The sequence below is a fragment of the Veillonella sp. CAG:933 genome (genome assembly GCF_000431435.1).
Lineage (GTDB): Bacteria > Bacillota > Negativicutes > Veillonellales > Veillonellaceae > Veillonella_A.
Genome location: NZ_HF986213.1, coordinates 22,952 through 49,223 on the forward strand (window position 1 = coordinate 22,952; position 26,272 = coordinate 49,223).

Here is a 26,272-nt window from a genome sequence, read left to right on the forward strand (position 1 = left end):
CCGGCGCGGCCGCTTCTTCCGAAGTGCCTTGTTCCGTTTCTTCCGTTATGGATTCGTCATAATCAGGTCGTCCCTGCTGTTTAACAAAGGCCACCAATTCTTCCACTTCTTCATCGGAAATGAAGGCCCCTTGAATACGAATCGGCTTGCTAGCCCCGATTGGATTAAAGAGCATATCCCCTTTACCGAGGAGTTTTTCAGCCCCTGCCATATCCAGAATGGTACGGGAGTCGATTTGCGTTGCCACGGCAAAGGAAATACGACTCGGTACATTGGCTTTAATGGTACCGGTAATAACGTTAACCGATGGACGCTGCGTTGCCAATACCATATGGATGCCGGCAGCACGCGCTTTAGCGGCCAAACGGTTAATGGATTCTTCCACATCCGGTGCCACCAACATAAGGTCTGCCAATTCGTCGATAATAATCAAAATAAGCGGCATAGCCGATTCCGGATATTGTTCATTATAACCGCTGATATTACGCACCCCGGACGTAGCCATGGTGAGATAACGGGCTTCCATTTCGCGAACGGCCCAACGTAACACGGCAGCCGCTTTTTTCATATCCGTTACAACCGGTACTTTTAAATGAGGAATACCGTTATAAACAGATAATTCTACCATCTTCGGATCCACTAAGATTAACTGTACTTCGCTCGGTTTACGACTGAACAAAATACTGGAAATCAGCGTATTTACGCACACAGACTTACCGGAACCGGTAGAACCGGCCACGAGTAAATGCGGCATTTTAGCAAGGTCGGTAATAACCGCTTCGCCTGCAATGTCTTTGCCGAGACCTACTGGAATACCACCCCGTGCTTTTTGGAATTTCTCAGATTCCAATACGTCCCGCAAATGAACGGCCGAGGTATTTTTATTCGGTACTTCGATACCCACTGCCGATTTTCCCGGAATTGGTGCTTCAATACGAATATCAATAGCCGCCAATGCCATCTTAAGGTCATCGGTAAGGTTCAAAATCTTGCTTACTTTAGTGCCCGGCGCCGGTTCCAATTCATAGCGGGTTACCGTTGGTCCCTGTGTAGCATTTACTACATGGGCTATTACGCCGAAGCTTTTTAATGTTTCTTCCAATACCGTTACATTATGAGTAACTTCTTGACTGGTCACCTGATTAGGCTGGCCTTTGGCAAGCATCGCCAATGGCGGAAAATGATACGGTAATTCAATGCGGCGCGGTTTCGGTTTACCGTCAACAGTAACGGCCACCGCCGCCGTATCTTCTTCCGTACCTTTTAACGTCGGTACGGGGTGCATATTAGAGGTAGCCAACGTGTCGGCCGCTACCGGAATTACGTCCGTCTCAGATTCTGTATTATTAATTGTACTTGCATCAGCAGCTACGGCCTCCGTTTCAACTGAATCGGTTGCTACCGTACCGGAAGCGTCATCACCGTCAGTTGCTACACCAACGGTAGCCGGATTAGCCTCCATAGGCATAGCCGTATCGGCAGCAACTGCCGTGCTTGTAGCCCCACTCGTTATTGTCGTAGTCGGCGTTGTGCCGGCGCCACGACCGCGTAAAAACGGCGGCACTTCCAATTCATCATCTTCGTCATTTGAAGCAGGCTCATTATAATTAGTAGCTGCGGTAGTATTGCTTGTCTCAGAAGCAACAGTGGCATAGAATTCAGCCGCTTCGGCTTGGGCCGCATCAATACGTTCAGCCTGGGCTTTAGTAAGATCTACTTGTTCTCCCATTGCCACAAGGTTAGCCTTCGCCTCAGCCTCCGCTGCCACCCGCTGTTCTTCGGTCGCTATACGGGCCGCTTCTTCCTGCGCTTTAGCCTTAGCTTCAGCCGATACTTGTGCTGCATTGGTCAGTACTTCTACGGCCGCACTCGGTGAAAAACGCGTATCTTTTTCTTGATTATAAATGCGGCGTTTTTCAGTTTGTTCTTCTTTCCAATCCGCATAGCGTTCTTTCGCATGCTGCACGGTTTCTTCCGTAAGCACGCGCGCTTTTTCCAAACCTACATCGGTTTTAGCCTTTGCCTTATGAAGACCGGTACGCAAGGAAATCTGATAAATCAATAGGATTAAACCTAATTCCACAACGATAGTCACCAGGATGGCCCCCACATTGCCAAGCAAACTGCGTAGCAGGCTGGCTATCATACCACCTAAAACGCCGCCTTGAGCAGCAACTTTAGTGGTCATTAATTCTTCCCCATTGCCGGCCATAAGAAGGGTTACGAGCGTAATGGCAAACAAGTATACCAAACTCAACAAAAGCCCCCGACGGGTGATTGAAAACCCTTTGTCGGCATACAAAATACGCCAGCCCACATAACCTACATAGAGGCAAGGGATCAAACCGCCAATACCGAAACCGTATTTAAAAATACCGGCTATTATATCAACTACCGTACCGGATGTAATGTTAAATATCCCCAGCAAAGCTACCACAGCAAAGAGCATGGTAAAAAGGCCTCGCACTTCTTTACGAATTTTAGGGGCCTTATCGCTTTTATTCGTTTTAACAGTCCGCGAGGAAGTGGTCGTCTTGCGCTTTGTTGCCGTTTTACGCGGCGCCGCCTTCGCTCGCTCCTTCTTTTGTTCCGCCATAATCTATCTACACACCTCTATACATATCAATCCGATTAAACTATAAACTCGTTAGCATTTTATTATACCACAGATTGACTACTTTTTAGAAGTTTTACCGCTTGTACGTTCGTTCCAAAGAGTCAGTAATTCTTTTTCTTTGCCGCGCTCAATGCCTTCATAATAGGTGCGTCCCACCAACGGGGTCGGCAAGTATTGCTGCTTCACATACCCGTTCGGATAATTATGGGCATATTTATAGGAAACGCCATGACCTAATTTAGCCGCGCCGCTGTAATGAGCGTCCCGCAAATGCTCCGGTACTTCCCCATGTTCGTAATGACGTACATCTTGAATAGCCGCATCAACAGCCATATACGCACTATTGCTCTTAGGCGCTAAGGCTACATATAAAACAGCTTCGGACAAAATGATACGTGCTTCCGGAAAGCCCACTAAGTGCGCCGCCTGAGCCGCTGCATTCGCTATTACGAGGGCCTGCGGATCGGCGAGCCCTACATCTTCGGCCGCACAAATCACAATGCGCCGGGCAATGAAATTAGGATCTTCCCCCGCTTCAATCATGCGCGCCAAATAATATACCGCTGCCTGCGGGTCGGAACCACGCATACTTTTAATAAAAGCGGAAATCGTATCATAGTGGTTATCACCCTTTTTATCATAACTGTAAATGCGACGACCCACTACGCGCTCTAAAATTTCCAAGGTCAATTCGCCGCCGTTTTCAACCATGGCGGCGGCCTGTTCTAAAATATTAAGGGCCATACGGGCATCACCATTTACAAACATGCCCACTTCGCGCAATACAGATTCTTCTGCTTTAAGTTGTTGCTTACCAAGCCCCTTATCTTCATCGGTAAGTGCCCGTTGCAATACTTTGACAATCGCATCCGGCGTCAATGTTTCCAAGGTAATCAAACGCAAACGCGATAAGAGTGGTCGGTTTACTTCAAAAAAAGGATTTTCCGTGGTAGCGCCGATTAATATAATAGTCCCGTCTTCCACACATGGTAAAAGCACATCCTGTTGACTCTTGTTAAAACGATGAATTTCATCGAGGAATAAAATCGTACGCTGTTGCAAATTCTGAATCGTTTTGCGTGCTTTTTCAATAATAGCCCGCAGTTCACCAATGCCCGCATTGGTAGCGTTCAAAACCACAAATTGACTATGGGTCATAGCGGCTATAATACCGGCCAAGGTAGTCTTACCGGTGCCGGACGGCCCGTAAAACAACAAAGACGGAATTGTATCGCGCTCTATCATAGCCCGTAAAAAACTGTCCTTCCCCACTGCTTTTTCCTGTCCGTAAAAGTGATCCAATGAGGTAGGACGCAGTCTCACGGCCAACGGTTCAAACCGTTTCGGTTCATATTCAGCAAATAAACTGTCCATAAATTTCTCTCCTAAAATATATGCTAAAGGCTTATCTTCTATAACTGCCTATTCAAATTTACTGTTAAAGGCTTACCATCTATAACTGCTAATTTAAATTTACCGTTAAAAGCTCGCGTTCAAAGTGTAAAGACAATATGTAACGTCTTACTTTGCACTTATATTTATTATACCCTATATCCTCTTTTTATTTGGGATTATCTTGCCTTAATTTGAGGATTATTTGACCTTAAATTTATAATTATCGGCCGCAAAAACGGTCCTCTAGGTCCTCTATTACCTAATTCAAGATAAAAAAATAAGCCGCCCTAAGGCGGCTTATAAGAGCCCCACCATGCCGTATATGTACCGTGTTTTGATCCTGCGATAGCAGGTGGGTGCCCTCCTCGTAATCTTACTGTCCTTCATCAGGCATAGTGCCAATACAAGAGTCCAGGCTCCCGATGTAATAGTGTTGGCTCAAAACTACGATACCACACGCACACAGCAGGGGGATTCTTTACTATTATATTAACAAAATCAGCCGTTTATTTCAAGGTCTTGAAACAAACGACTGATATAGATTTAGCATATATCAAGCAGAAGTAGACCAAAAAGTACTAGCGGTCATACTTTTTTTAACAAGAAACTTGATTTTACACTAACTTTTCTTTTTCCGTATCGGTTTTAATGTGAAGTTCACGCAACTGTTTTGGTGCTACCGTAGACGGAGCCTGGCTCATGAGGTCGGCCGCACTCTGTGTCTTAGGGAACGCAATTACGTCACGGATGGATTGGCGTTTAGCCATGAGCATTACCAAACGGTCAAGACCGAAGGCACAGCCGCCGTGTGGAGGTGCCCCGAACTGGAAGGCATCCAACATGAAGCCGAATTTGCTGCGGCTTTCTTCTTCCGTAAGGCCGATAGCTTTGAATACTTTTTCCTGTACATCGGATTGGTAAATACGGATACTGCCGCCGCCGATTTCAACNNNGATACTGCCGCCGCCGATTTCAACGCCGTTTAATACCATGTCATAGGCGATGGCTTTAACGGATGCAGGATCGGATTCCAATTTATCCATATCTTCGGCACGCGGTGAAGTGAACGGATGGTGCATAGCCACATAACGTTTTTCTTCTTCATCGTATTCGAACATTGGGAAATCGGTTACCCAAGTGAAGGCCAATTTGTTTTCGTCGATAAGGTTCATACGACGACCCATTTCAAGACGAAGTTCACCCAAAGCTTTAGCTACCACAGCCGGTTTGTCCGCAATCATGAGTACCAAGTCGCCAGGTTTAGCCTGCATTTTTTCACCGATGGCACGGATAGTATCTTCACCCAAGAATTTCATAATCTGGGATTTGATAGTGCCGTCTTCGTTGAAGCATGCCCAAGCAAGACCTTTCGCACCGTATTGACCAACATAGTTTACGAGGTCATCAAGTTCACGACGCGGAATGCCGGCGTCGCCAGGTACTACGATACCTTTAACCATGCCGCCATTGTCGATTACGGAGCGGAACACTTTGAATTCAGTTGTGCGAACCAAGTCGGTTACATCGGTGAATTCCATACCGAAACGAAGATCCGGTTTGTCGGAACCGTATTTATCCATGGCTTCATCCCAAGTGATGCGCGCCATCGGAATCTGAACATCAATGTCCATCGTTGTTTTGAATACGTGGTGAATCAAACCTTCCAAGGTTTCCAAAATCTGTTCCTGGTCAATGAAGCTCATTTCCAAGTCGAGCTGGGTAAATTCAGGCTGACGGTCGGCACGTAAGTCTTCGTCACGGAAACAACGAACGATTTGGAAGTATTTTTCATAGCCCGCTACCATCAAGATTTGTTTAAAAATCTGAGGAGACTGTGGCAATGCATAGAAAGAACCAGGGTTCACGCGGGACGGTACCAAGTAGTCACGAGCCCCTTCCGGTGTACTCTTCGTAAGCATTGGTGTTTCAATTTCGAGGAAATCGCGGGAATCCAAGAAGTCACGCATAGCCTTAGTCACGCGGTGACGAAGGATTAAGTTACGTTGCATTTCAGGACGGCGAAGATCCAAATAACGATATTTTAAGCGGATGTTTTCATCAACGTCGATATTGTCTTGAATATAGAACGGTGGTGTTTTGGACGCATTGAGTACGCGAAGTTCTTCGCAGTACATTTCATAACGACCGGTTGCCAAATTAGGGTTGATGGCATCTGCATCACGTTCCGTAATTTTACCGCGAACACAAAGTACATATTCACTACGTACATCTTCCGCTTTGTGGAAAGATTCTAAATTATGATCAGGGGATGCTACGACCTGAACTACGCCGGAGCGGTCGCGAAGGTCGATAAAAATCAATCCGCCATGGTCACGACGGCGTTCTACCCAACCGCAAAGGACAACCTCCTTACCTACTTGTTCTTCGCTGATAGTACCGCAACCATGTGTGCGGTGCAATCCTTGCATTGTTTCCATTCTTGTCATCCTTTCACTAGTGAAGTTACTCGTGCCAATACATCCGTAAAGGCTACGGTTTCCTGCTCGCTGCTTTCCATGTCGCGAATAATTGCTTCGCCGCGAGCTAATTCATCATCACCCACTATAATAACATATTTTGCATTAATTTTGTTAGCATGTTTTAACTGGCTCTTCATACTTTTACCTTCGCCGTCCATAGCCGCCTTAATATAGGCTTTATGAAGGTCGTTAACCAATTTAAAACCGGCAACCTGTGCTTCTTCGCCTAAAGCAACTACAAATACGGACGGATCAATCGTTTCTTCCGGTAATAAGCCTTGCTTTTCAAGGGCCAACAAAAGACGTTCGATGCCCATGGCAAAACCGACGGCCGGCGTATGCGGACCATCCAATTCTTCTACAAGGCCGTCATAACGACCGCCACCGGCTACGGCACTTTGAGAACCAAGCGGTGCGTACTGTACTTCGAAAGCTGTCTTCGTGTAGTAATCCAAACCGCGTACCAAACGAGGGTTTACTACATAATTAACATTCGCTGCGGTCAAGAATTTCTGGAGCTGATCGAAGTGGTCGGAACATTCCTGGCAAAGATTTTCATGAATTTCAGGGGCGCCGACAGATAAAGCTTTACAAGTTTCTTCTTTGCAGTCCAAAATGCGAAGTGGGTTCTTATATAAACGAGCTTGGCAATCCGGGCAAAGTTGATCTTTTTTAGGTTCGAAGAAAGCAATTAATTTTTCACGGTACGCCGGACGACAGTTCGGGCAACCTACGGAGTTAACCTGTACGCTTAAGTCCTTAAGGCCGAAGTCGTTAAATAATTGCAATACCATCAAAATCACTTCGGCGTCAGTTGCCGGAGCCTGCGTACCCAATACTTCCACACCGAATTGGTGGAACTGGCGATAACGACCGGCCTGTGGTTTATCATGACGGAACATCGGTCCGATGTAGAACCATTTCGTCAAGTTTTCCTGGCCGTATACTTTGTTTTCTAAATACGCACGTACGGCGGATGCCGTATTTTCAGGGCGCAAAGTATACGTCTGTTCTTTTTTGTCGCCTGTCGGGAATGTGTACATTTCCTTCTGTACTACGTCGGTTGTTTCACCGATACCACGCAAAAACAACCCTGTTTCTTCAAACATAGGTGTACGAATCTCGTCAAATCCATACGCTGCGCAAATACGGCGAATTTTGTCTTCCACATAGCGCCAATTACCAATTACATTAGGTAATAAGTCTTGTGTACCTCTAGGCTTTTGAATTCCCATATTTTATCCCTCCCAAAACTTTTTGCATAATCGACTGCGCTTTTCAAGCAGTGCTGATAAGGTATCAATATAAACGGACACATCTTTAGGCATATGCTGTTGTAATTGCCGATATTCCGGAGCGCGCATCCATTTAGAGGAGCTACCCGGACCAACGGATAATATGCTCTGCCGTTCTTCCATAATCCGAATATTATATTCACAAATATACCCCGGCAAAGTATAGCCGATATTTTCAGTCTGGCTCGTCATATATTGTTGACGATACACATAATAAGGCACATAACCGGCCGCCTCAAGGCGCTCTTTACTGCGCGCCACCATTTCTTCCACGGCTGCGGCTTCCGGCATGGCCTCGCGACCTACACCGTCATAAAGCGGACTACCCCGCTTCAATGCCAATGTATGAATTGTAACATTTTCAGGCCGTGCCTGACAAACATAATCTAGATTTTCTTCCATGTGCGAAAGAGTCTGATACGGTAAACCTGCAATAAAGTCCATATTCACCGCAAAATTCGTATAAGAACGCACATAGGCATATAATTCTTTAATAGCCGCAGCCGTATGACCGCGCCCGACGGCTTTTAAAATATCATCGTGCATACTCTGCGGGTTGATACTGATTCGGTTAACCCCGAGTTTAGCCATAGTTGCAAGTTTATGAGGCGTCACCGAATCAGGCCGCCCCGCTTCCACCGTAAATTCACTGTTTTCACGATGAAGCTTGGCCAAGGCCGCCAAGGCTGTGGCAAAATCCTCATCACCTAAGCTCGTCGGTGTGCCGCCACCCATGTACACCGTGGCAACTTGTAAGCCATATGTCTCAATAAGCCCCTTAAGCTGCGTTGCATCGTTTACAAAAGCGCCCAAAAACTCCGGAATGCGCCGGTAATCCTGAATCAGTCCGTACGGGAACGAACAATACGTGCAGTGCGTTTGGCAAAACGGAATGCCCCCATAAACGCTCACTTCCCGATCCGCCGTTTCATGAGGCGCCACAAAAGGACGTTGCAGCGTAGCTACCGCTTTTAACAGCTCAATCTTCGGCTCGCTGACGTCAAAACGTTTCCGCAAGACTTGTACCGCCGTGTCACAACCGTTTATGACAGTACCGGGCTCATCGGGATTCGATGGTTCAGCGGCTGGTGGTGTATCGCTATTTTCGTCAATGTCCCATAATTTATGGAACATTTTTGTTGGCCGAACACCTACCAAAGTGCCCCACTCACCCAGAGCCGGTCGTCCCTGGGTAGTGCGAATTAATTTAAGTAATTGCCCACCTATCTCGAGGCGTCCTTCATTGGAAAGAGCCCCTTTAAACACTGCTACCGGCACGTCATTATGATACACCGTCAAGGTATAGCCCTCTTCAGCACCCAGCCCTTCCAGGCGCCAAACGGGGGCCCCTTTAGTCGTCGTAAGACCGGCGGCGCCGCAATAATGCGCCACCACACTGCCCAAAGGCAACGGTCCCGTATAACGATAGGTCAAATTACTCACCCTTTTGAGCAGCTGCTTCCGCTTCTTCCGCTTTCATTTTTTCCTGACAGTCGCCGCAATAGCCATAGACTTTCAACTGATGGTCAATTGTCTTAAAGTTAAGTTTTTTGGCAATGATGGACTCCAAAGTTTCGAGCATATCGTCTTCAAATTCTTTGACGCAACCGCATTTTACACAAATCAAATGATGATGGAAATGAGCAAATTCTTCATCATTTAATTCGTAACGATTACGACCGTCACCGAAGTCAAGGCGTTTTAATAAATCAAGTTCAGTGAATAAATCAAGGGTACGGTAAATGGTAGCCAAACCGATATCAGGGGCTACGGCTTTAACCAATACATATACGTCTTCAGCGCAGAGATGCTTTTCTTCCGCATCAATAAACGCTTGTAAAATTGTCTGGCGTTGCGTCGTCAACTTATACTTTTTGTCTTTAATACGTTCTTTCAATTTTTCTAATGTCGTGTTCATACAGTTCCATCCTTCTTGTAAAACGAGTTAAAATACCAAAGTTTTGTAAGCACGATTTGTAACATCGCTGTGATCGGCACTGCCGTCATCATACCGATGATGCCATAGAAATAACCGCCTACAAAAATTACGGTTAATATAACTAACGGATGCAGCTTGATAACGTGACCTAAGATTTTAGGCATCACAATCTGCCCGTCAATTAACTGAATAATGGCATAGGTAATGATAATTTTCACTACCAATGCAGGCCCCACCAAGGAGGCCAATATAATAGCCGGTATGGCTGCAACAATAGGTCCGATAATAGGAACCCATTCCGCGATAGCCGCGAACAAAGCCAATACCAAGGGATAAGGCAATTCAAAAAAATAGGCTATGACCAGCGTTATGCAGAACATATTGGTTGCCAAAAGAAGCTGTCCCCGCAAATAGCGCCCCATGGTGCGGTGAATCTGATTCACCACGTCCATTAAATACCGATTGTGCGGCGGCTGGAAAATCGAAATGACTTTGCCCTTAATTTGCCGTCCGTCCTTCAATAAATAGAAGGTCATAATCGGTACGAGTAAACATTCCAAAACAGTCGTTGCCAATGAAAAAATAGCGAAAATGCCGCGCTGCGCCAACTCGACGCCGTACGAACTGATACGGGCCAAAGTAGTCATGACGATGGCATCAATCTGTGGCGGTAACTTCAACCATTCACCGGACGTGATATCTTGCCACAACACAATGAGTTGTGACATCAAGACCGGTAAATTATTGAGCAAACGGGTAAATTCAGCAATAAACGGTAAGATAATAAACTGAATTACCAATAGTAAAATGAGTGCTACCAACAGAAATGCCGGTATGATGGCCAGCCAGCGCGGGAACCACGTAAGCCCCACCCGATGCCGCATGTAATCCTGGATGCCATTCACTACGGGTAGCAAAATGAGCGTACAGATTAACGATACGATAAGCGGCCAGAGCACCGGAATAATGGCCCACAGAAAAATCACGGCCAGCACAATCAACACGACTCTGAGCCAATACTGTGTTGATTTTTTTAACATATTCGGTCACCGCCTAACGAACAAACGGATTATAAGTCTTTTCATGACCGATGGTCGTCTCCGGCCCATGGCCCGGATAAACGACAGTTTCTTCCGGCAAAGTAAAGAGTTTATGGCGAACTGAATCAATCAGATCTTCGTAGCTGCTCCCCGGGAAATCGGTACGGCCGATGGATTCCAAAAAGAGGCTGTCCCCTGCCAGAACCATGCCTTCACCGTAGAAGCAAACACCGCCCGGCGTATGCCCCGGTGTTTCAATAATCTTAAAGGAGTACTCACCGAGATGAATCACATCATCTTCTTTGATAAAATGAATATCGCCGGTCACCTTCACGGGCTGACCGATGGCACCACTCAAGTTAAGATTGCTGTTTGTCAAAAATTCTTCATCGCCCTTATTGATGTAAACGGGCACTTTGAATGCATCCACCACGGCCTGTACCCCACCGATATGGTCACCGTGACCATGGGTGAGAATAACGGCTTCCGGTTGCAGCCCTTTTTCTTTCAAAAGCGCAACAAGACGCTCGCCTTCACCGCCCGGATCTACGACCAAACAATGCTGATTGCTTTCATCAACGACGATGTAACAATTCGTCCCCAACGCCCCTAAGGGCATCCGATATAATTTCATACGCATCACTCTCCACAATGTATTACGCGAAATAGACTAAAACGTCATCATTCGAACTTGCCGATAACATTAGCTACCGGATTCATTCTATAAATTCTTAACTGCTAAAGCACTGGCATCAAAATAGCTTCTGACTGTCTAACAAGATGGTCACCGGCCCATCATTAGTGAGGCTCACCATCATGTGCGTTCTAAAACGACCGGTTTCAACATTAACGCCCGCTTCGCGACAGCGATTGATAAATACTTCATATAAGCGCTCCGCTTCGTCCGGCGGTGCCGCTTGATCAAAACCGGGGCGACGGCCTTTACGCACATCACCATACAGTGTAAACTGCGACACAGCCAAAATCTCACCATTCACATCGGCTACGGACAGATTCATCTTTTCCTCGGCATCTTCAAAGATGCGTAAGTTAACAATCTTGTCAGCCAAATAAACGGCATCTGCATCCGTGTCACCTTTGCCCACACCTAAGAGGACTACAAGTCCCTTAGGAATGGCACCGGTTGTTTCTCCGGCTACGGTTACGGCTGCTTCGCTTACTCTTTGCACTACTGCCCGCATCAACTACCTCCATTGGCGCGTTGCACGGTATACACATCGCGAATACGCCGTAATTTAGTCATAACAAAATCAAGTTCCGATACGTCGCGAATTTCAATAACTAAGTTGATGTTCGCATTCTTCGTATCGTCTACTTTGGCATTAATATTAACAATGTTAATTTTCATCTCCGACAGCGTGGCCATGATTTCCATGAGTAAACCACCGCGATCGTAGGCGGTAATTTCAATGGCTACGTGGAAGTTTTCCGACGTGCCTGCATCCCACGATACTTCAATCATGCGGTCCACGTCTTCCGGCGTATGACCGATATTCGGACAATCCGCCCGATGAACGGATACCCCGCGACCGCGGGTAATATAGCCTACCACTTCATCGCCCGGTACCGGATTACAGCAACGAGCCATACGAACCATTACGTCCGGTTCGCCGTTGACAAGAATCCCCGTACTGCTCTTACGATGCACCGGTTCGTGGGTTTTGAGTTTTTCCAACAGAGCCATCGTATCGCGACGATTGTCTTCTTTTGCCAAATCACGTTTATATAAATCAACAAAACGTAACAATACGGAATTGACCGGAATGCCGCCGTAACCGACAGCCGATAAGAGTTCAGTTTCACTGCCTGCATTCAAAGCTTTCGCAATTTGTTCCATGCGGCCCGGCTTATTGAGCTCTTTCCAATCATAATTGAGTCGTTTCGCTTCTTTTTCGAGAAGTTCACGTCCTTTAACGATGTTTTCTTCTTTATTTTCCTTTTTAAACCAGTTGCGAATCTTACTCCGGCTTTCCGTAGAGCCTACGATATTAAGCCAATCAAGGCTCGGTTTGCCCGTTTTCGACGTAATAATATCGACGATATCGCCGTTTTGTAAGGTGTAATCAAGGGATACGATTTTACCGTTTACCTTAGCCCCTACACAACGATGGCCTACATCGGTATGAATACGATACGCAAAATCAAGCGGTACTGCCCCTTTAGGGAGCTTCAATACGTCACCGCGCGGCGTGAAAACGAACACTTCCCCGGAAAACACATCCAGTTTTAACGCATTAACCAGTTCCTTCGGATTGCTGGCATCCTGCCATTCAAGGACTTGGCGAAGCCAACCGACCTTCTGGTCAAAGTCTTTATCGCCGCCCTTATTGCCTTCTTTGTAGCGCCAATGAGCGGCTACGCCGTATTCGGAAACGCGGTGCATTTCCCAGGTTCGAATCTGAATTTCTACGGAATGCCCCATGGTCCCGATGATCGTGGTATGTAGGGACTGATACATATTCGACTTCGGCATGGCAATATAATCTTTAAAACGATACGGCAACGGTTTCCACAGATTATGAACGATACCCAGTACGGCATAACAATCCGGAATCGTATCCACGATAACGCGCACTGCATACAGGTCGTAAATCTGCGACAAATCACGATTGTCCTTTTTCATTTTTTTATAAATACTGTAAAAATGTTTTGGTCGACCTTTAACATCCGCCTTAATATGAGCATCATCCAATGCCTTTTTCAGCTGTTCCATGGTATCGTCAACAATTTCTTCGCGTACATGGCGCTTTTCACGCATTTGCTCTACCAAGTCGTAGTATTTGTCCGGTTCCAAATAACGGAAGGACAAGTCTTCCAATTCCCATTTAATGTTAAAAATCCCCAACCGATGAGCCAACGGTGCAAAGATTTCCAAGGTTTCCTGAGCAATGCGCTTTTGCTTATCGCTGCGCATATGCTTCAAGGTACGCATATTATGGAGGCGGTCACCTAATTTAATAACCACCACGCGCACGTCCTTAGCCATAGCCAGAATCATCTTGCGATAGTTCTCCAGCTGCTGATCTTCTTTGGTATGATACTGAAATTGATTTAATTTCGTAACACCATCGACTAAAAAAGCCACTTCTTTCCCAAATAACTCTTCAATCTGCGGCAACGTATACTCCGTATCCTCCACAACATCATGGAGCAGTGCGGCAATAACGGTAGTCGCATCGATTTGTAAATTGGCCAAAATGGTGGCTACGGCTAAAGGATGTAAGATGTACGGTTCGCCGGACGCTCTTTTTTGCGGTGCGTGAGCTTTATCCGCTACTTTAAAAGCCCGCATAATGTCGTCACAATCTTTATCATCCAAATAGGAGTGAACAATCTCCATCAGATGTGCCAATTCCACTTCTTTATTAAAAGCCGGTTGATCGACGATAACCTTGCCTTCTTCATTTTCAGCCATAATTTCCACCTCCTTAGGCACTGTATTTTAAAAATGTCAGTGATGTAATTAACTCTAATTTTTCTTTTACATGGCACCAACGATAAAGCGCCATGCCGTCATCCGTGGCTTCTTCCTGCAAAATCCCAAGCTCTTTGAAAACATCCAAGGACAGCATAGCTTCCTTATTCGTCTGATTGTCCGGATGGCGGTGCAATACTTCCGATTCCACAATATAACGCGGCGCCGTAGCACTTCTGAAAATACTGCGCACGATGACATACATTTCGCGCAAGCCCTCTGCCGTCAGTTTGATGGGCTGTTCATCCAAAAGCGCCAAATCCTGCACCATCAATTGTGGCGAAATGCGCCCTTGCCACTCATTCTTTTGCAAAGAAAACGCGACTTTAACCCGTTCATCAGGAAATACTTCCCGATGATAGTCGGCGCCGTGCCAAATAATCGCATCCAACGGGCCTATTTGAGATTGCAAAATAATCTTACAATGATTCTTCTGCTGCCCCAATAAGTACACGTCCTGTACGGCAATCGGATTGATGGCAAATACCGGAGTACTGTTCCCCATGCCGTAGGGCTCTAAGGTTTCAATCTGGTCCACCAATTCTACCGTTACTTCACCCGGTTCCAACTCCGAGTCGATATCGATAATCGGCACATAATCTTCCGCCGTCAAATTCGCTTCGCAATAGGCGGCCAAGCGCTCCCGCAAAGCGGGGATTTTATCCGCTTCAATACTGAAACCGGCCGCCTGTTTATGACCGCCGAATTGCAAGAGTAAATCTTCTGCCGATTTTAAAGCATCATAAATATTGCAATTATCTATACTGCGGCAGGATCCTTTGCCCACACCGTCATGAATACTGATAACCATAGATGGCCGATAAAATTCTTCCACCAGGCGCGACGCCACGATACCGATAACGCCGGGATGCCAACCTTCACCGGCTACGACGATAACCTTATGAGCCGCTTCCCCCTGATTGATTACGTCCTGCCGGGCCGCTTCGTGAATGCCCCGCTCAATGGTTTGGCGCTCCAAATTAGTTTCTTGCAGTTCTTCCGCAATGGTATTGGCTGTTGCCATATCGGCAGCGGTCAATAATTCCACCGCCCGCGTCGCATGAGTTACACGGCCTGCCGCATTGAGGCGCGGTGCCAAGGTAAAACCGATGTGACCGGTTGTTAATTTACGACCTTGAAGGCCCGCTACCGCTACGAGGGCATCAATCCCCATATTGGGCGAGGTCATCATCTTCTTAAGCCCTTCGCGAACAATAATGCGGTTTTCACCGACTAGCGGCACCACGTCAGCCACTGTCCCCAAGGCCACAATATCCATATCATCCAAATATTCTGCGCCGGTTCGTTCCTGCCAAACGGCTTGGCAAACTTTAAACGCCACGCCTACGCCGGATAAGTTCTTGTCAGGATACGGGCAGTCGGGCTGCTTATGATTGATAACGGCCGCCGCTCGCGGTATATCGGGCGGTGCCGTATGATGGTCCGTAATAATCATGTTCAAACGGTCCCGCACCCCTTCCACAATATCGTAGGAGCTGATGCCGCAGTCCACCGTAATGACAAGCTCCGTGCCCTGCTGAATGATATGCTCCAAAGCCTCCTCATTGAGGCCATAGCCTTCGCTTTGCCGCTCCGGAATGTAATAACTTACATTGGCACCGCACCGTTTCAAAAAACGATACATCAATGAGGTAGCCGTAATGCCATCCACATCATAGTCACCGTAAATAACAATCCGTTTCTGCGTTGCAATCGCATCTTGAATAAGCGGCACCGCTTCTTTCATGCCTTTTAACAAGTAAGGATCCAATAAATCCCCTACATTGCCATATAAAAAATCACGACCCGCCTCTGCCGTCGTAATACCGCGGTTCACCAATAATTTAGCTACAACCGGGTATACTTTAAGGTCTCGCACTAATTCTTGTTCAATTGTTTCATCACCGGGCTCTATGCGCCATCGTTTTGCTTTACTCTGTCTCATATGTCGTCTCACTTATCATCTGCTTATCATCAATTTATCTGTTTAGCGCATGTATAAAATCACTTAATCGAATATCAATCTCAATTTATGATTTCCTACTATTAAATACTGTATTATCATTCTCAATTTATTTTATTATACACCATTACCCTATTAAATTAAACCTCTTTTTCATTTTTCTTGATTATATATTATAAAAAAAGAAAGAGCAATTATCATTATATAATCGCTCTTTCTTTATCATTTTCAGTTAATAGCTCATGTTAAATAAACTTTTAAATGACAAAATTCTTATTCAAATATTTTTATTATTGATGGCTGAGCCATACATGTTCAACAACTAATAGGAGAATCGGAATCTCTTATTGTTTATATCGCGTTGAAAGTAATTCTTAGAAGCGGAAGTCCCGTTCGCCGTGTTCCATCTGTTTGATGTAGTTGGCCGATGCTTCTTTAACCTTTTCATTGCGGATAAGATCTAACTGTTTTTCAATAACCGCTTCGCCGGTAGCTTTCGTTTCATCCGTTGCATAGTCAAGCAAGTATTCGTTGAGGGTCATCAACGCGTTTGGTTGACAGCAGTTATGAATCTGGCCGCTCTTCGCCAAGGCCATGAAGCGGTCGCCCGTACGGCCCGCACGATAGCAAGCAGTACAGAAACTAGGCACATAGCCGAGTTCCAACAACCAGTCAACAATTTCATCGAGACTGCGACGGTCGCTGGTATCGAACTGCGCCGAGTTGTCTTCCGGTAATTCTTCTTCTTTGTAGCCGCCTACGCTGGTACGAGAACCACCGCTGATCTGCGAGATACCGAGAGCCAAGCCGCGTTCACGCATGCGCTGACTTTCACGAGTGGACATAATCATACCGGTATATGGTGTAGATACACGAATAAGGGCTACGATTTTTTCAAACGTATCATCCGGCACAGCATTGCTGAAATCATCTACATCGATGTCATCAGCCGGGCAAATACGCGGCACGCTGATTGTGTGAGGGCCTACGCCGAATACGGCTTCCAAGTGTTCCGCATGCATCAACAAGCCGACGAAGTCGTAACGGTAATGTTCAAGACCGTATAAAACGCCGATACCTACGTCATCAATGCCGCCTTTCATAGCACGGTCCATGGCTTCCGTATGGTACGCATAGTTACTCTTAGGACCATGGGGATGCAAGTTTTCGTAGTTTTCTTTGTTGTATGTTTCCTGGAACAAAGTGTAAGTACCGATGCCCGCTTCGTGAAGTTTCTTGTAATCTTCAACTTCGCAAGCAGCAATATTTACGTTTACACGACGAATTTCGCCGTTTTTATTCTTAATGCTGTAAATCGTTTTGATACATTCCAAAATGTATTCCAACGGATTGTTTACAGGGTCTTCACCGGATTCGATAACGATACGTTTGTGCCCCATTGCTTCCAAAGCCAACACTTCTTCACGAACCTGTTCCTGTGTCAACTTCTTACGGGTAATATGACGGTTTTTGGCATGATACGGGCAATATACGCAGCCATTTACACAGTAGTTGGACAAGTATAAAGGGGCGAACAATACAATGCGATCGCCGTAAATTTTGCGTTTAATTTCTTTAGCCAAAGCAAATAATTTATCTTTATATTCAGGCAACGGGCATTCCAATAAAACAGCCGCTTCGCGGTGATTTAAGCCATTCATGGTCGCCGCTTTTGCCAAAATTTGGTCCAAAAGTTCACGATTTTCTTTATTCGCTTCCGCATAGGCCAACGTATCAAGAATCTCTTCGTGGTTAATAAACTCTTCTGCTTTAGAAGATTTTACATCGTACATACTGGTCTCCTTTACTCATACCATAGAGAAGTCCTGTGCCCTCGTCCTTTCCCAAGTACGAGCTCAATGACAGTCCACACTTCGACTGCCTATTCAGGTCAAGCATACTTACTATGCACTTCACTTCTTCTATATTGAATCTCTTGAATATGTCTTATATTATACACCTTTTCTCCACTTTTGAAAATAAAAACACCACCTAATAAGCCCGTTTTTATCATTATTTGATTGATGTTAGTTGCTCATCGAATTTTCTCATTACCATGCCTATTTAGCGCATACAAATAGGCATTTCTGACATTACATTTATATCGCATAAAAAGAACTGTACTGTCTTAAAATGGCATGCAAAAAAGCCCCCGATATAAATCAGGGGCTCTTGTATATTCGTTTCAGCTTACGCTTCTACTGGGTATACGCTAACTTTACGGTTATAGCGACCAGCACGTTCGAAAGCAACTTTACCAGGAACTAATGCGAATAAAGTATCGTCTTTACCAATACCTACATTAGTGCCGGGATGGAAATGAGTACCACGTTGACGAACGATGATGTTACCGCTTTTTACTACGGAACCATCATGACATTTAACGCCAAGACGTTTGGATTCGCTATCGCGACCGTTACGTGTACTGGATACACCTTTCTTATGTGCAAATAATTGCAAATCAAAAGTAAACATTCCGTTCACCTCCTATGTTTCACTAAGTGATACAAAATCATCATATTGGCGAGCAATTTCTTGGAAGCCAAGAACCATGGTTGCCAATATAGCCTGTCCCTTTTCTGTGATTGCCCCTTGTAATTCAATGGTACATTCACTGGAACTGTTCTCGTAAATACCTTGCTGTTCAGCTACTGATTGTAACCCCAAAATGGCGGTACAAGACAGTACGGAAACGGCGGCACATACGATATCATAGCCATGCTCGTCATAGCCGGCATGTCCGTTAATGGAGCAAGCAACAATTTGTTGTGCCTCATTACGACGAATATGAATCTTAATCATGACTTACGCCTGAATGGATTCAATGCGAACTTTTGTGAACGGCTGACGATGACCTTGGCGACGACGATAGTTGGATTTTGCTTTGTATTTGAAAACTAAAATCTTCTTCGCTTTACCATGTTCAAGTACTTTACCTGTTACTTTTGCACCGTCCACAAGTGGAGCGCCTACTTTAACGTCACCGTCGTTAACTACAGTTAACACTTCGTCAAACGTTACGGATTCTTCAGCAGCTGCTTCCAATTTTTCGATAGTAATTACATCGCCTTCGGCAACGCGGTATTGTTTACCACCGGTTTTAATAATTGCGTACATTGTGACACCTCCTTGTTTTCGAACTCGCTGAATACGGTATTCTCTCATGCCGGAATCGGGATGAGTGAAATTTACACACCTCTCCACGCGGCTGCAATAGTTGGGCGTACCCAAACTATGACTAATTTATTTTACATGATTAGACAATAAAAGTCAATGACCTATCTTCATAGTTTGTCATCGACTTCTTAAAAATTAAAAGGGATTCTTCAAATTCAATTAAAGCACTACAGCTAACCTATTACGCCCTCTCCCTAGATAATCTGTAAATGTTGCAACAAAATTTTTAATCCGATTAAAATGAGCACGACACCACCCAGTACTTCTTCACGGCCGCCCAAAAATCGTTTTAATTGTTGCCCCAAAAATACCCCCACCAAGGAGATAAGGAACGCAACCACGCCGATTAAACCGCTGGCCCCCCACACATTGATGTCCATAAAGGCAAACGTCAAACCGATGGCTAAGGCATCAAGACTGGTAGCAAAGGCCAATACTACAATTTCACGCCAGCTTACCAGTTGGCATATAATATGAGCTTCTTCTTCGGCCGCCTTTTTACTGTTGCGTATCATATTAATCCCCAAATACGCCAGTAAACCGAAAATAATCCAATGATCGTAATCATTGATTTTATCCGCCAATTGAGCACCTATAACCCAGCCAATAAGCGGCATAGCCATTTGGAATATACCAAACAAAAGAGGCATTCCTACTCTCTTTAAATCGTCCCGACTCGTGAGACAAGGGCCCTTAGCTACGGCCACTGCAAACGCATCCATGGCCAAACTTAAGGCAACTAACACGAGCTCCCACATTGACATACAGCATGCACCTCACTTAAAAGGTAAATCAATAACCTAACTATTATATCGAAAAAAATAAGACTTAGCAAGCTAAGTCTTAAAAATTTTACAATCGATTAGTCAAGCGCCAAAGGTCCATTCGACGCACAAAGCTTAATGTGCGAATGGTTTACTCATCCCCTAAGGCGAGCAAAGAGTACGCTTCCCGGCTCATAGTCGGTTGCACTTCCACCTTAATAGTCCGTTTGCATTCAGCTTCCAAATCAGCCACAACGGATTTTGTGAAGTATTGTTTTACCTCCTCATTGACTTCAATGAGTACATTAGATTTCAAACGGCCGCCTCGATATAATTCCCGTAAGCGCCGAATAATCTGTAAATACACGGTTTCCGCCGAAAATAATTGACCGGTGCCGCCACATTGGGAACAAGTATCAAATAAAATACTCTGCAAGCCTTGTCGTTCCCGTTTACGGGTAATTTCTACGAGCCCTAAAGAGGTAATGCCGCACACCACGGTTTTTACCCGATCCTGACGAACCAGTTGTGTCAAATAGGCCACCAATTCATCCCGTTGTGCTTTCTTTGGCAAATCTATAAAGTCACACACGATGATACCACCGATATCGCGCAAGCGCAACTGTCTGGCAATCATCTTGGCGGCCTCACGATTCACTTCCATGGCTACTTCCCCGGCGGTGCCGGAACGACCCGTAAAATGACCGGAATTAACATCTATTACCGTCAAAGCTTCCGTCGTATCGATTTTCAAAAAACCGCCGGACGGTAAATCCACGGTAGCATTTAACAATATATCAAGCTGTGACTCTACCTGCCACTCTTTAAAAATAGGTTCCGCCGAATTATGGAGCTGCAGCGAAACGGCCTCCGTCATGTTAGTGATACTCAACAATTCCTGCAACCGTTCGTAAGCCCCGCCGTCATCTACGATGATTTCATTAACATCATGGCCTAAATATTCGCGGATAACGCGGAACCAAAAATCCGCATCACTATAGAGCTCAGAGCCACCCTTGGCCACCTTGTAGCGATTTTGCAATTGCTGCCAAGTACGCCAAAGGAATTCCATATCCCCCTTTAACTCATCCGCCGTAGCTTCCGCTGCCGCAGTGCGCAGAATAAAACCGCAACCGTTCGCTAAATACGGCGCTGCCATATCAGCCAATTGAGCGCGTAAATTGTCATCGGTAATACGCTTGGAAATATGGAGCCCTTCCGAATAAGGCAAAAGCACCATAAAACGACCGGCCAGGCTCACGTCGGCACTAACGCGCGCCCCTTTGCCGAGCATTTCTTCCTTCACAACCTGGACGAGTATATTTTGACCTACAAAGAGTTTGCCCATAGCCTTAGTCTGCTTACCTTGTTTCAAATTAAGGTACGCATTTTGCTTAAGACCAATATCAACGAACGCCGCCGACATGCCGGGCAGTACATTGCGCACTATGCCCTTGTAGATATGGTTGATGGTCTCGTCACGAGTGGGACGATAAAAGGCTGTATCTACCAGCTCATTCTGCTCATCCAACACAACCATACGAATTTCTTCAGCCATCACATTGGCTACGATTCGTTTCATGGCAAACTCCTTTCTTTATACTTATACCGTTACATCTAACGGGGACAATAACTCCCCATCCCGTTCCACCATGATTTCATGGCGATGAATGGAGTAACCGTCGGTTACAGGCCAGCCGTATTTTTCACGGCCAAGTTGCCATACATCCCCCGGTTTCATGGTACCTTCCGGATATATGCCGATGCCCATGGTTAGAGTCACGCGGTCACCGTCAAGGCGCGCTGTAATCGGTTCTTTTACAAAATGCTTCACATCGATAGTACGGGTTTTCTTCGGTGTCACCTTTTCATAAGCGATTTCCGAAGCCTCATTGAACTCTTTTAAAAGTTCATCCCAATTGACATCGGCCGTTATCGGACCGGATACTTCATAGACCGCATAGTTACAAATGGCCATGAGTTTTTTTACCTTATCCGGCATTTCACGACCGGACATTACGGTGAGTCCCGGCGGTGCTACCCGGTTTAAGCGCTCCATAATGGATTCCACGGTGGCCTCATCTTCCAGAATATCCATATCAAGATATTCCACTTCCGCCGTAATACCCAAGGCTAAAGCGGAGGAAAAGCTTATTTTCATATGCGGGTTAAAACCTTCCGAATAGGCCATTTTAATAAAAGCACGACGAATCATACGTTCCACGGCCTGTGCATAATCCAGGTGCGATAAAAATCGCATTTCTTCGCCCTTACTTAAGGCCAAACGTAACTTTTTCAACGCGTCCACCCTCCTGATAATCTACAATCGCCGTATTAAGTTCCGGACACACATTACAGCCGTTACATGGTAAGCGGCGGCAGTCACGGGTCAAGGTTGCCTCAACGGCACGGTCCCATTCCTGTTTTAAGTATTTCTTGGAAACAGTATCATCTAGATGATCCCATGGCAACGGTTCATCAAAATCGCGGTCGCGACGGGCATAGTAATCAGGATCGATGCCTGTATTTTTGAACGCCTGCATCCATTTATCAATGGAGAAGAATTCAGTCCACCCGTCAAACTTACAGCCTAATTTCCACGCTTCAATCAATGTTTTCGCCAAACGACGGTCGCCGCGGGCAAACACCGCTTCCATATAACCGGTAGCCCCGTCATGATAATGATAGGAAATATTGCGGTTATTGATGAGCGTTTTTAAATATTGCTGTTTACGATGAATTTCTTCCACCGACTGCTGGCCGTACCACTGGTATGGAGAATGACTCTTCGGCACGAAGAAGGATACGCTGACCGTTACCTTGCCATTTCGTTTGCCCGTGATTTCACGATGTAAATCAAGTACTTTATAGGCCAAATCGGCAATGCCTGCTACGTCTTCATCCGTTTCGGTCGGCAAGCCCATCATGAAGTACAATTTAACCGTATTCCAGCCCGATTTAAAAGCATTGGTACAAGCGGCGATTAAGTCTTCTTCGCTAACCCCTTTATTGATAACATCACGCATACGCTGGGAGCCCGCTTCCGGCGCAAACGTCAAACCACTCTTGCGAACTTGCTGCACTTTTTTGGCAATATCGATTGAGAACGCATCGATACGCAATGAAGGCAAGCTTACGCTGACCTGCTTGTCCTTAAATTCTTCCATGAGCATGTCAACCAGTTCCGGCAAACGGGAGTAGTCGGCGGAGCTCAAGGACATAAGGGAAATTTCGTTATAGCCCGTATTGGCAATGATTTCTTTCGCCAATTGAACCAGTTTTTCCGGTGAACGTTCACGCACCGGACGATATAACATACCGGCCTGGCAAAAACGACAGCCACGGGTACAACCGCGGAACAATTCCAATACGGCACGGTCATGAACGACATCGATATACGGTACAACCGGTTTAGTTGGATAGAAACAGTTGTCCATGTCTTCGATGATACGTTTCTGCACTACTGCCGGTGCCTCTTCGGCCAGCACTTTCATGCCTTTGAAATCACCTTTTTCGGTATACTGCGGTTCATATAAAGACGGCACATAGTTACCCGGAATCTGCGCCATTTTGCGCAAAAGCCCTTCTTTGCCGCCCGGGAAGCCGGCCGCTTTTTCCTGACGGTAGAGTTCCACCATTTCAACGATGTGCTCTTCCGACTCACCGAGGTTTACGATATCTACAAAATCGGCAATCGGCTCCACATTGTATGCACAAGGACCACCCGCCGTAATGAGTGGGAAGGACAAGTCTCGGTCTTTACTGTAGAACGGAATGCCGCCCATATCCAACATGTTTAAAATGTTGGTATAACTCATTTCATATTGTAAGGTAAACGCTAAGAAATCAAAATCTTTAACCGGTGTCTTCGTTTCCAAAGAATACAACGGAATGTTGCGTTTACGCATTTCCTCTTCCATATCATGCCACGGCGCGCATACGCGTTCTGCCGCCACATAGGGTAATTCATTGAGCAAGGAATATAAAATCTTAATACCTAAGTGACTCATGGCCACTTCGTATACGTCAGGAAAACCAAAACACATGGTAACATCCATATCTTTGTGATCTTTCACAACGCTATTCCATTCGCCGCCTGTATATCGCGCGGGCTTTTGTACATGCTGCAACCAGCTCGCATCTAATTGAACCATAGGACCTCCGATTCAAAATCTATCATAATGACAACTTTCTGAAGTTGCCTTTCACTTTCATTAAAACATTTTAAAACTTCTTCTAAGGCTATTTTTATAGCCTCTGCTATTAATTTATTGGGCGTAATTTCAATCAATCTAAAATTAAATTTAGAACATTAACTTCTTGCGGTGCATTGCAATATTAAGCAATAAACCGACACTAATCATATTCGTGGTCAACGCACTGACACCGTAACTGATAAACGGCAACGGAATCCCCGTAACCGGCATAATACCGGTCGTCATACCTACGTTAACGAGCACTTCGAATACCAACATGGAGCCGATACCGGTAGCTAAGAGTGTACCGAAAGTATCGTTGGCACTGCGGGCAATCATAATACTGCGATAAATTAAAAGGAACAATAACAATAATACGATTACACAGCCTACAAAGCCTAATTCTTCCCCGATAACGGAGAAAATAAAGTCTGTATGATTTTCCGGCAAGAAGTTTAACTGACTTTGCGTACCTTCAAAAAGGCCCTTACCGAGAATCATACCGGAACCGATGGCGATTTTCGACTGAATAATGTGATACCCGGCCCCAAAGGGATCAATATTCGGGTTTAAAAATACTAAAATACGTTGTTTCTGGTATTCTTGCAAAACGAACCAACCTAACGGCGCCAAAACAACGGCAACACCTACGATGATTTGTACCAAACGCATCCGAATGCCTGCTACGAAGAGCATGCCGCACAAAATGGCCAGATATACCAAGGATGTACCAAGGTCAGGCTGTTTAAATACCAATAAGGTCGGAATCCCTACATATAATACTATCGGCACCAGCGAGCGAAAGGTGTTCAGTTTATTCACTCGATTTTCCATCATTTGCGCCATACTGATAATCATGAGTAATTTCGTGAATTCCGACGGCTGAATGGTGATTGGCCCGATTTGGATCCAACGCTGCGCACCTAAAGCGGATGTACCGATAAGCATAACCGCTACCAACAGTAATATGGTAATAAAATACAGTGGCCGTCCCCACGAACGAAGGCGACGATAATCAAACCATTGCATCATAACAATAACTACTGTGTTAATTACAAAAAACATAAGTTGTTTACTCACTAAATCGTTTATGTCGAGACCATCACGATTTACATGAGTGGCACTGCCAATGATGACAACACCTACGCTAATGAGCAGGAGCGTACAAATTACGACGGTCCAGTCCCATTCGCGCCAGATTCTATGCCACATATATACCTCCTAGCGCATACGGCTACGACCATAGGCTTGAAATTTTCTTTTTAAAAACTTCAAACAAGCTCATTTTCTTAGGCTGTGCCGGTTCTTCTTTCTCTTCTGCCGATTCATCTGTTACTGCTTTAATTTCAGCAGCTGTTTCCTCAGCAACTTCTTTCGCTTTATCTACTACTTCTTCCGTTTTATCTTCTACAGTTGCCACTACTTCTTCAACTTTATCTGTTACAGCTTCTACTAAGTCCTCAGCTTTTTCTGCCACCGCTTCAGCTTTGTCGGTTGCGGCATCTGCCACTGCTTCAGCTTTATCTGATACGGCATCTGCCACTGCTTCAGCTTTGTCGGTTACAGAATCAACTATATCTTCCGCTTTAGCCGCTGCCGTTTCAGCCGTAGATTTGGCTGCTTCAACAGCTACTTTCGCCGAAGATGCTACCGGTGCGGTCATCTCGGTTTTAACCGCCTCAACCATGGATTTTGCTTCAACCGCACTGTCCTCAGAGGCTTCATCTGCCACATCGCTGACAGCCGGAACAGCACCAACTTTAGCGCCATTGCCAACCAATTCATTTTGGGTAGCCACATCGCTATGGGCCGACACAGAGTCTCGATTTACTTCTAAAGTCTCAACTTCAACGCGTTCGCCTTCTACAATTCTGTCTACCATAGGCTCAGCTGTAGCGGCTTCGGCTACG

Annotated in this window: 22 protein-coding genes and 1 other RNA gene (1 of these 23 only partly in view); all 23 read right to left on the reverse strand. The window is 45.6% G+C overall.

The genetic code is table 11. The annotated features are described in order from the left end of the window. The coding region (locus tag QZL64_RS08975; protein WP_296309508.1) for an FtsK/SpoIIIE family DNA translocase at positions 1-2,596 on the reverse strand (2,596 nt) is incomplete at its 3' end. Positions 2,597-2,674: 78 nt separating this feature from the next. Then, positions 2,675-3,991, reverse strand: a complete 1,317-nt coding sequence (locus tag QZL64_RS08980) for a replication-associated recombination protein A (protein ID WP_021841662.1) — start codon at positions 3,989-3,991, stop codon at positions 2,675-2,677. 322 nt (positions 3,992-4,313) lie between these two features. After that, positions 4,314-4,487, reverse strand: a non-coding RNA gene (gene ssrS / locus QZL64_RS08985) — 6S RNA. Between the two features lie 139 nt (positions 4,488-4,626). Continuing rightward, positions 4,627-6,450 carry an aspartate--tRNA ligase gene (aspS, locus tag QZL64_RS08990; RefSeq protein WP_021841663.1) on the reverse strand — a complete coding sequence of 608 codons (1,824 nt, stop codon included), beginning with the start codon at positions 6,448-6,450 and terminating at the stop codon, positions 4,627-4,629. A gap of 5 nt (positions 6,451-6,455) precedes the next feature. After that, positions 6,456-7,727, reverse strand: a complete 1,272-nt coding sequence (gene hisS / locus QZL64_RS08995; protein ID WP_021841664.1) for a histidine--tRNA ligase — start codon at positions 7,725-7,727, stop codon at positions 6,456-6,458. A 3-nt stretch (positions 7,728-7,730) separates the two neighbouring features. Continuing rightward, a complete protein-coding gene (hemZ, locus tag QZL64_RS09000) occupies positions 7,731-9,230 on the reverse strand; it encodes a coproporphyrinogen dehydrogenase HemZ (protein WP_021841665.1) in 1,500 nt (499 codons plus the stop codon). Beyond that, on the reverse strand, positions 9,223-9,705 hold the full coding sequence (locus QZL64_RS09005; protein ID WP_021841666.1) for a Fur family transcriptional regulator: 483 nt from the start codon (positions 9,703-9,705) through the stop codon (positions 9,223-9,225). The genes hemZ and QZL64_RS09005 overlap by 8 nt, the downstream gene beginning before the upstream one ends. After that, positions 9,702-10,766: an AI-2E family transporter gene (locus tag QZL64_RS09010; RefSeq protein ID WP_021841667.1), complete on the reverse strand. Its 1,065-nt coding sequence runs from the start codon at positions 10,764-10,766 to the stop codon at positions 9,702-9,704. Before QZL64_RS09010 ends, QZL64_RS09005 begins: the two co-directional genes overlap by 4 nt. A 13-nt stretch (positions 10,767-10,779) precedes the next feature. After that, positions 10,780-11,400 carry an MBL fold metallo-hydrolase gene (locus QZL64_RS09015; protein ID WP_021841668.1) on the reverse strand — a complete coding sequence of 207 codons (621 nt, stop codon included), beginning with the start codon at positions 11,398-11,400 and terminating at the stop codon, positions 10,780-10,782. A gap of 118 nt (positions 11,401-11,518) precedes the next feature. Then, positions 11,519-11,968, reverse strand: a complete 450-nt coding sequence (gene dtd / locus QZL64_RS09020; protein ID WP_021841669.1) for a D-aminoacyl-tRNA deacylase — start codon at positions 11,966-11,968, stop codon at positions 11,519-11,521. Then, complete coding sequence (locus QZL64_RS09025) at positions 11,968-14,205, reverse strand: RelA/SpoT family protein (protein WP_156704669.1); 2,238 nt, start codon at positions 14,203-14,205, stop codon at positions 11,968-11,970. The genes dtd and QZL64_RS09025 overlap by 1 nt, the downstream gene beginning before the upstream one ends. A gap of 10 nt (positions 14,206-14,215) precedes the next feature. Further along, positions 14,216-16,207, reverse strand: coding sequence for a single-stranded-DNA-specific exonuclease RecJ (gene recJ / locus QZL64_RS09030; protein WP_021841671.1), 1,992 nt, complete (start codon positions 16,205-16,207; stop codon positions 14,216-14,218). Between the two features lie 392 nt (positions 16,208-16,599). Beyond that, a complete protein-coding gene (hydG, locus tag QZL64_RS09035) occupies positions 16,600-18,018 on the reverse strand; it encodes a [FeFe] hydrogenase H-cluster radical SAM maturase HydG (protein WP_021841672.1) in 1,419 nt (472 codons plus the stop codon). A 397-nt stretch (positions 18,019-18,415) separates the two neighbouring features. Continuing rightward, on the reverse strand, positions 18,416-18,700 hold the full coding sequence (rpmA, locus tag QZL64_RS09040; RefSeq protein ID WP_006555123.1) for a 50S ribosomal protein L27: 285 nt from the start codon (positions 18,698-18,700) through the stop codon (positions 18,416-18,418). A 12-nt stretch (positions 18,701-18,712) separates the two neighbouring features. After that, positions 18,713-19,027, reverse strand: coding sequence for a ribosomal-processing cysteine protease Prp (locus QZL64_RS09045; protein ID WP_021841673.1), 315 nt, complete (start codon positions 19,025-19,027; stop codon positions 18,713-18,715). 3 nt (positions 19,028-19,030) lie between these two features. Next, the gene (gene rplU, locus QZL64_RS09050; RefSeq protein ID WP_006555125.1) at positions 19,031-19,342 is read right to left on the reverse strand and encodes a 50S ribosomal protein L21; all 312 of its coding nucleotides are present in this window, start codon (positions 19,340-19,342) and stop codon (positions 19,031-19,033) included. Positions 19,343-19,596: 254 nt separating this feature from the next. Further along, on the reverse strand, positions 19,597-20,166 hold the full coding sequence (locus tag QZL64_RS09055; RefSeq protein WP_021841674.1) for a manganese efflux pump MntP: 570 nt from the start codon (positions 20,164-20,166) through the stop codon (positions 19,597-19,599). A gap of 151 nt (positions 20,167-20,317) precedes the next feature. Beyond that, positions 20,318-21,748 (reverse strand): Rne/Rng family ribonuclease, encoded by a 1,431-nt coding sequence (locus QZL64_RS09060; protein ID WP_021841675.1) that lies wholly within the window; start codon positions 21,746-21,748, stop codon positions 20,318-20,320. Between the two features lie 21 nt (positions 21,749-21,769). Further along, on the reverse strand, positions 21,770-22,465 hold the full coding sequence (locus tag QZL64_RS09065) for a TIGR03936 family radical SAM-associated protein (RefSeq protein WP_021841676.1): 696 nt from the start codon (positions 22,463-22,465) through the stop codon (positions 21,770-21,772). Next, positions 22,437-24,320, reverse strand: a complete 1,884-nt coding sequence (locus QZL64_RS09070; protein ID WP_021841677.1) for a TIGR03960 family B12-binding radical SAM protein — start codon at positions 24,318-24,320, stop codon at positions 22,437-22,439. Before QZL64_RS09070 ends, QZL64_RS09065 begins: the two co-directional genes overlap by 29 nt. 150 nt (positions 24,321-24,470) lie before the next feature. Next, the gene (gene rodA / locus QZL64_RS09075) at positions 24,471-25,574 is read right to left on the reverse strand and encodes a rod shape-determining protein RodA (RefSeq protein ID WP_021841678.1); all 1,104 of its coding nucleotides are present in this window, start codon (positions 25,572-25,574) and stop codon (positions 24,471-24,473) included. Between the two features lie 22 nt (positions 25,575-25,596). Next, positions 25,597-26,244, reverse strand: coding sequence for a hypothetical protein (locus tag QZL64_RS09080; RefSeq protein WP_021841679.1), 648 nt, complete (start codon positions 26,242-26,244; stop codon positions 25,597-25,599). 23 nt (positions 26,245-26,267) lie between these two features. Next, positions 26,268-26,272, reverse strand: the final stretch of a protein-coding gene (locus QZL64_RS09085; RefSeq protein ID WP_021841680.1) for an AAA family ATPase. The gene runs 847 nt beyond the window's last position; the window shows 5 of its 852 coding nt (coding positions 848-852); its start codon lies beyond the right edge, outside the window — the gene reads right to left on this strand; the stop codon is at positions 26,268-26,270.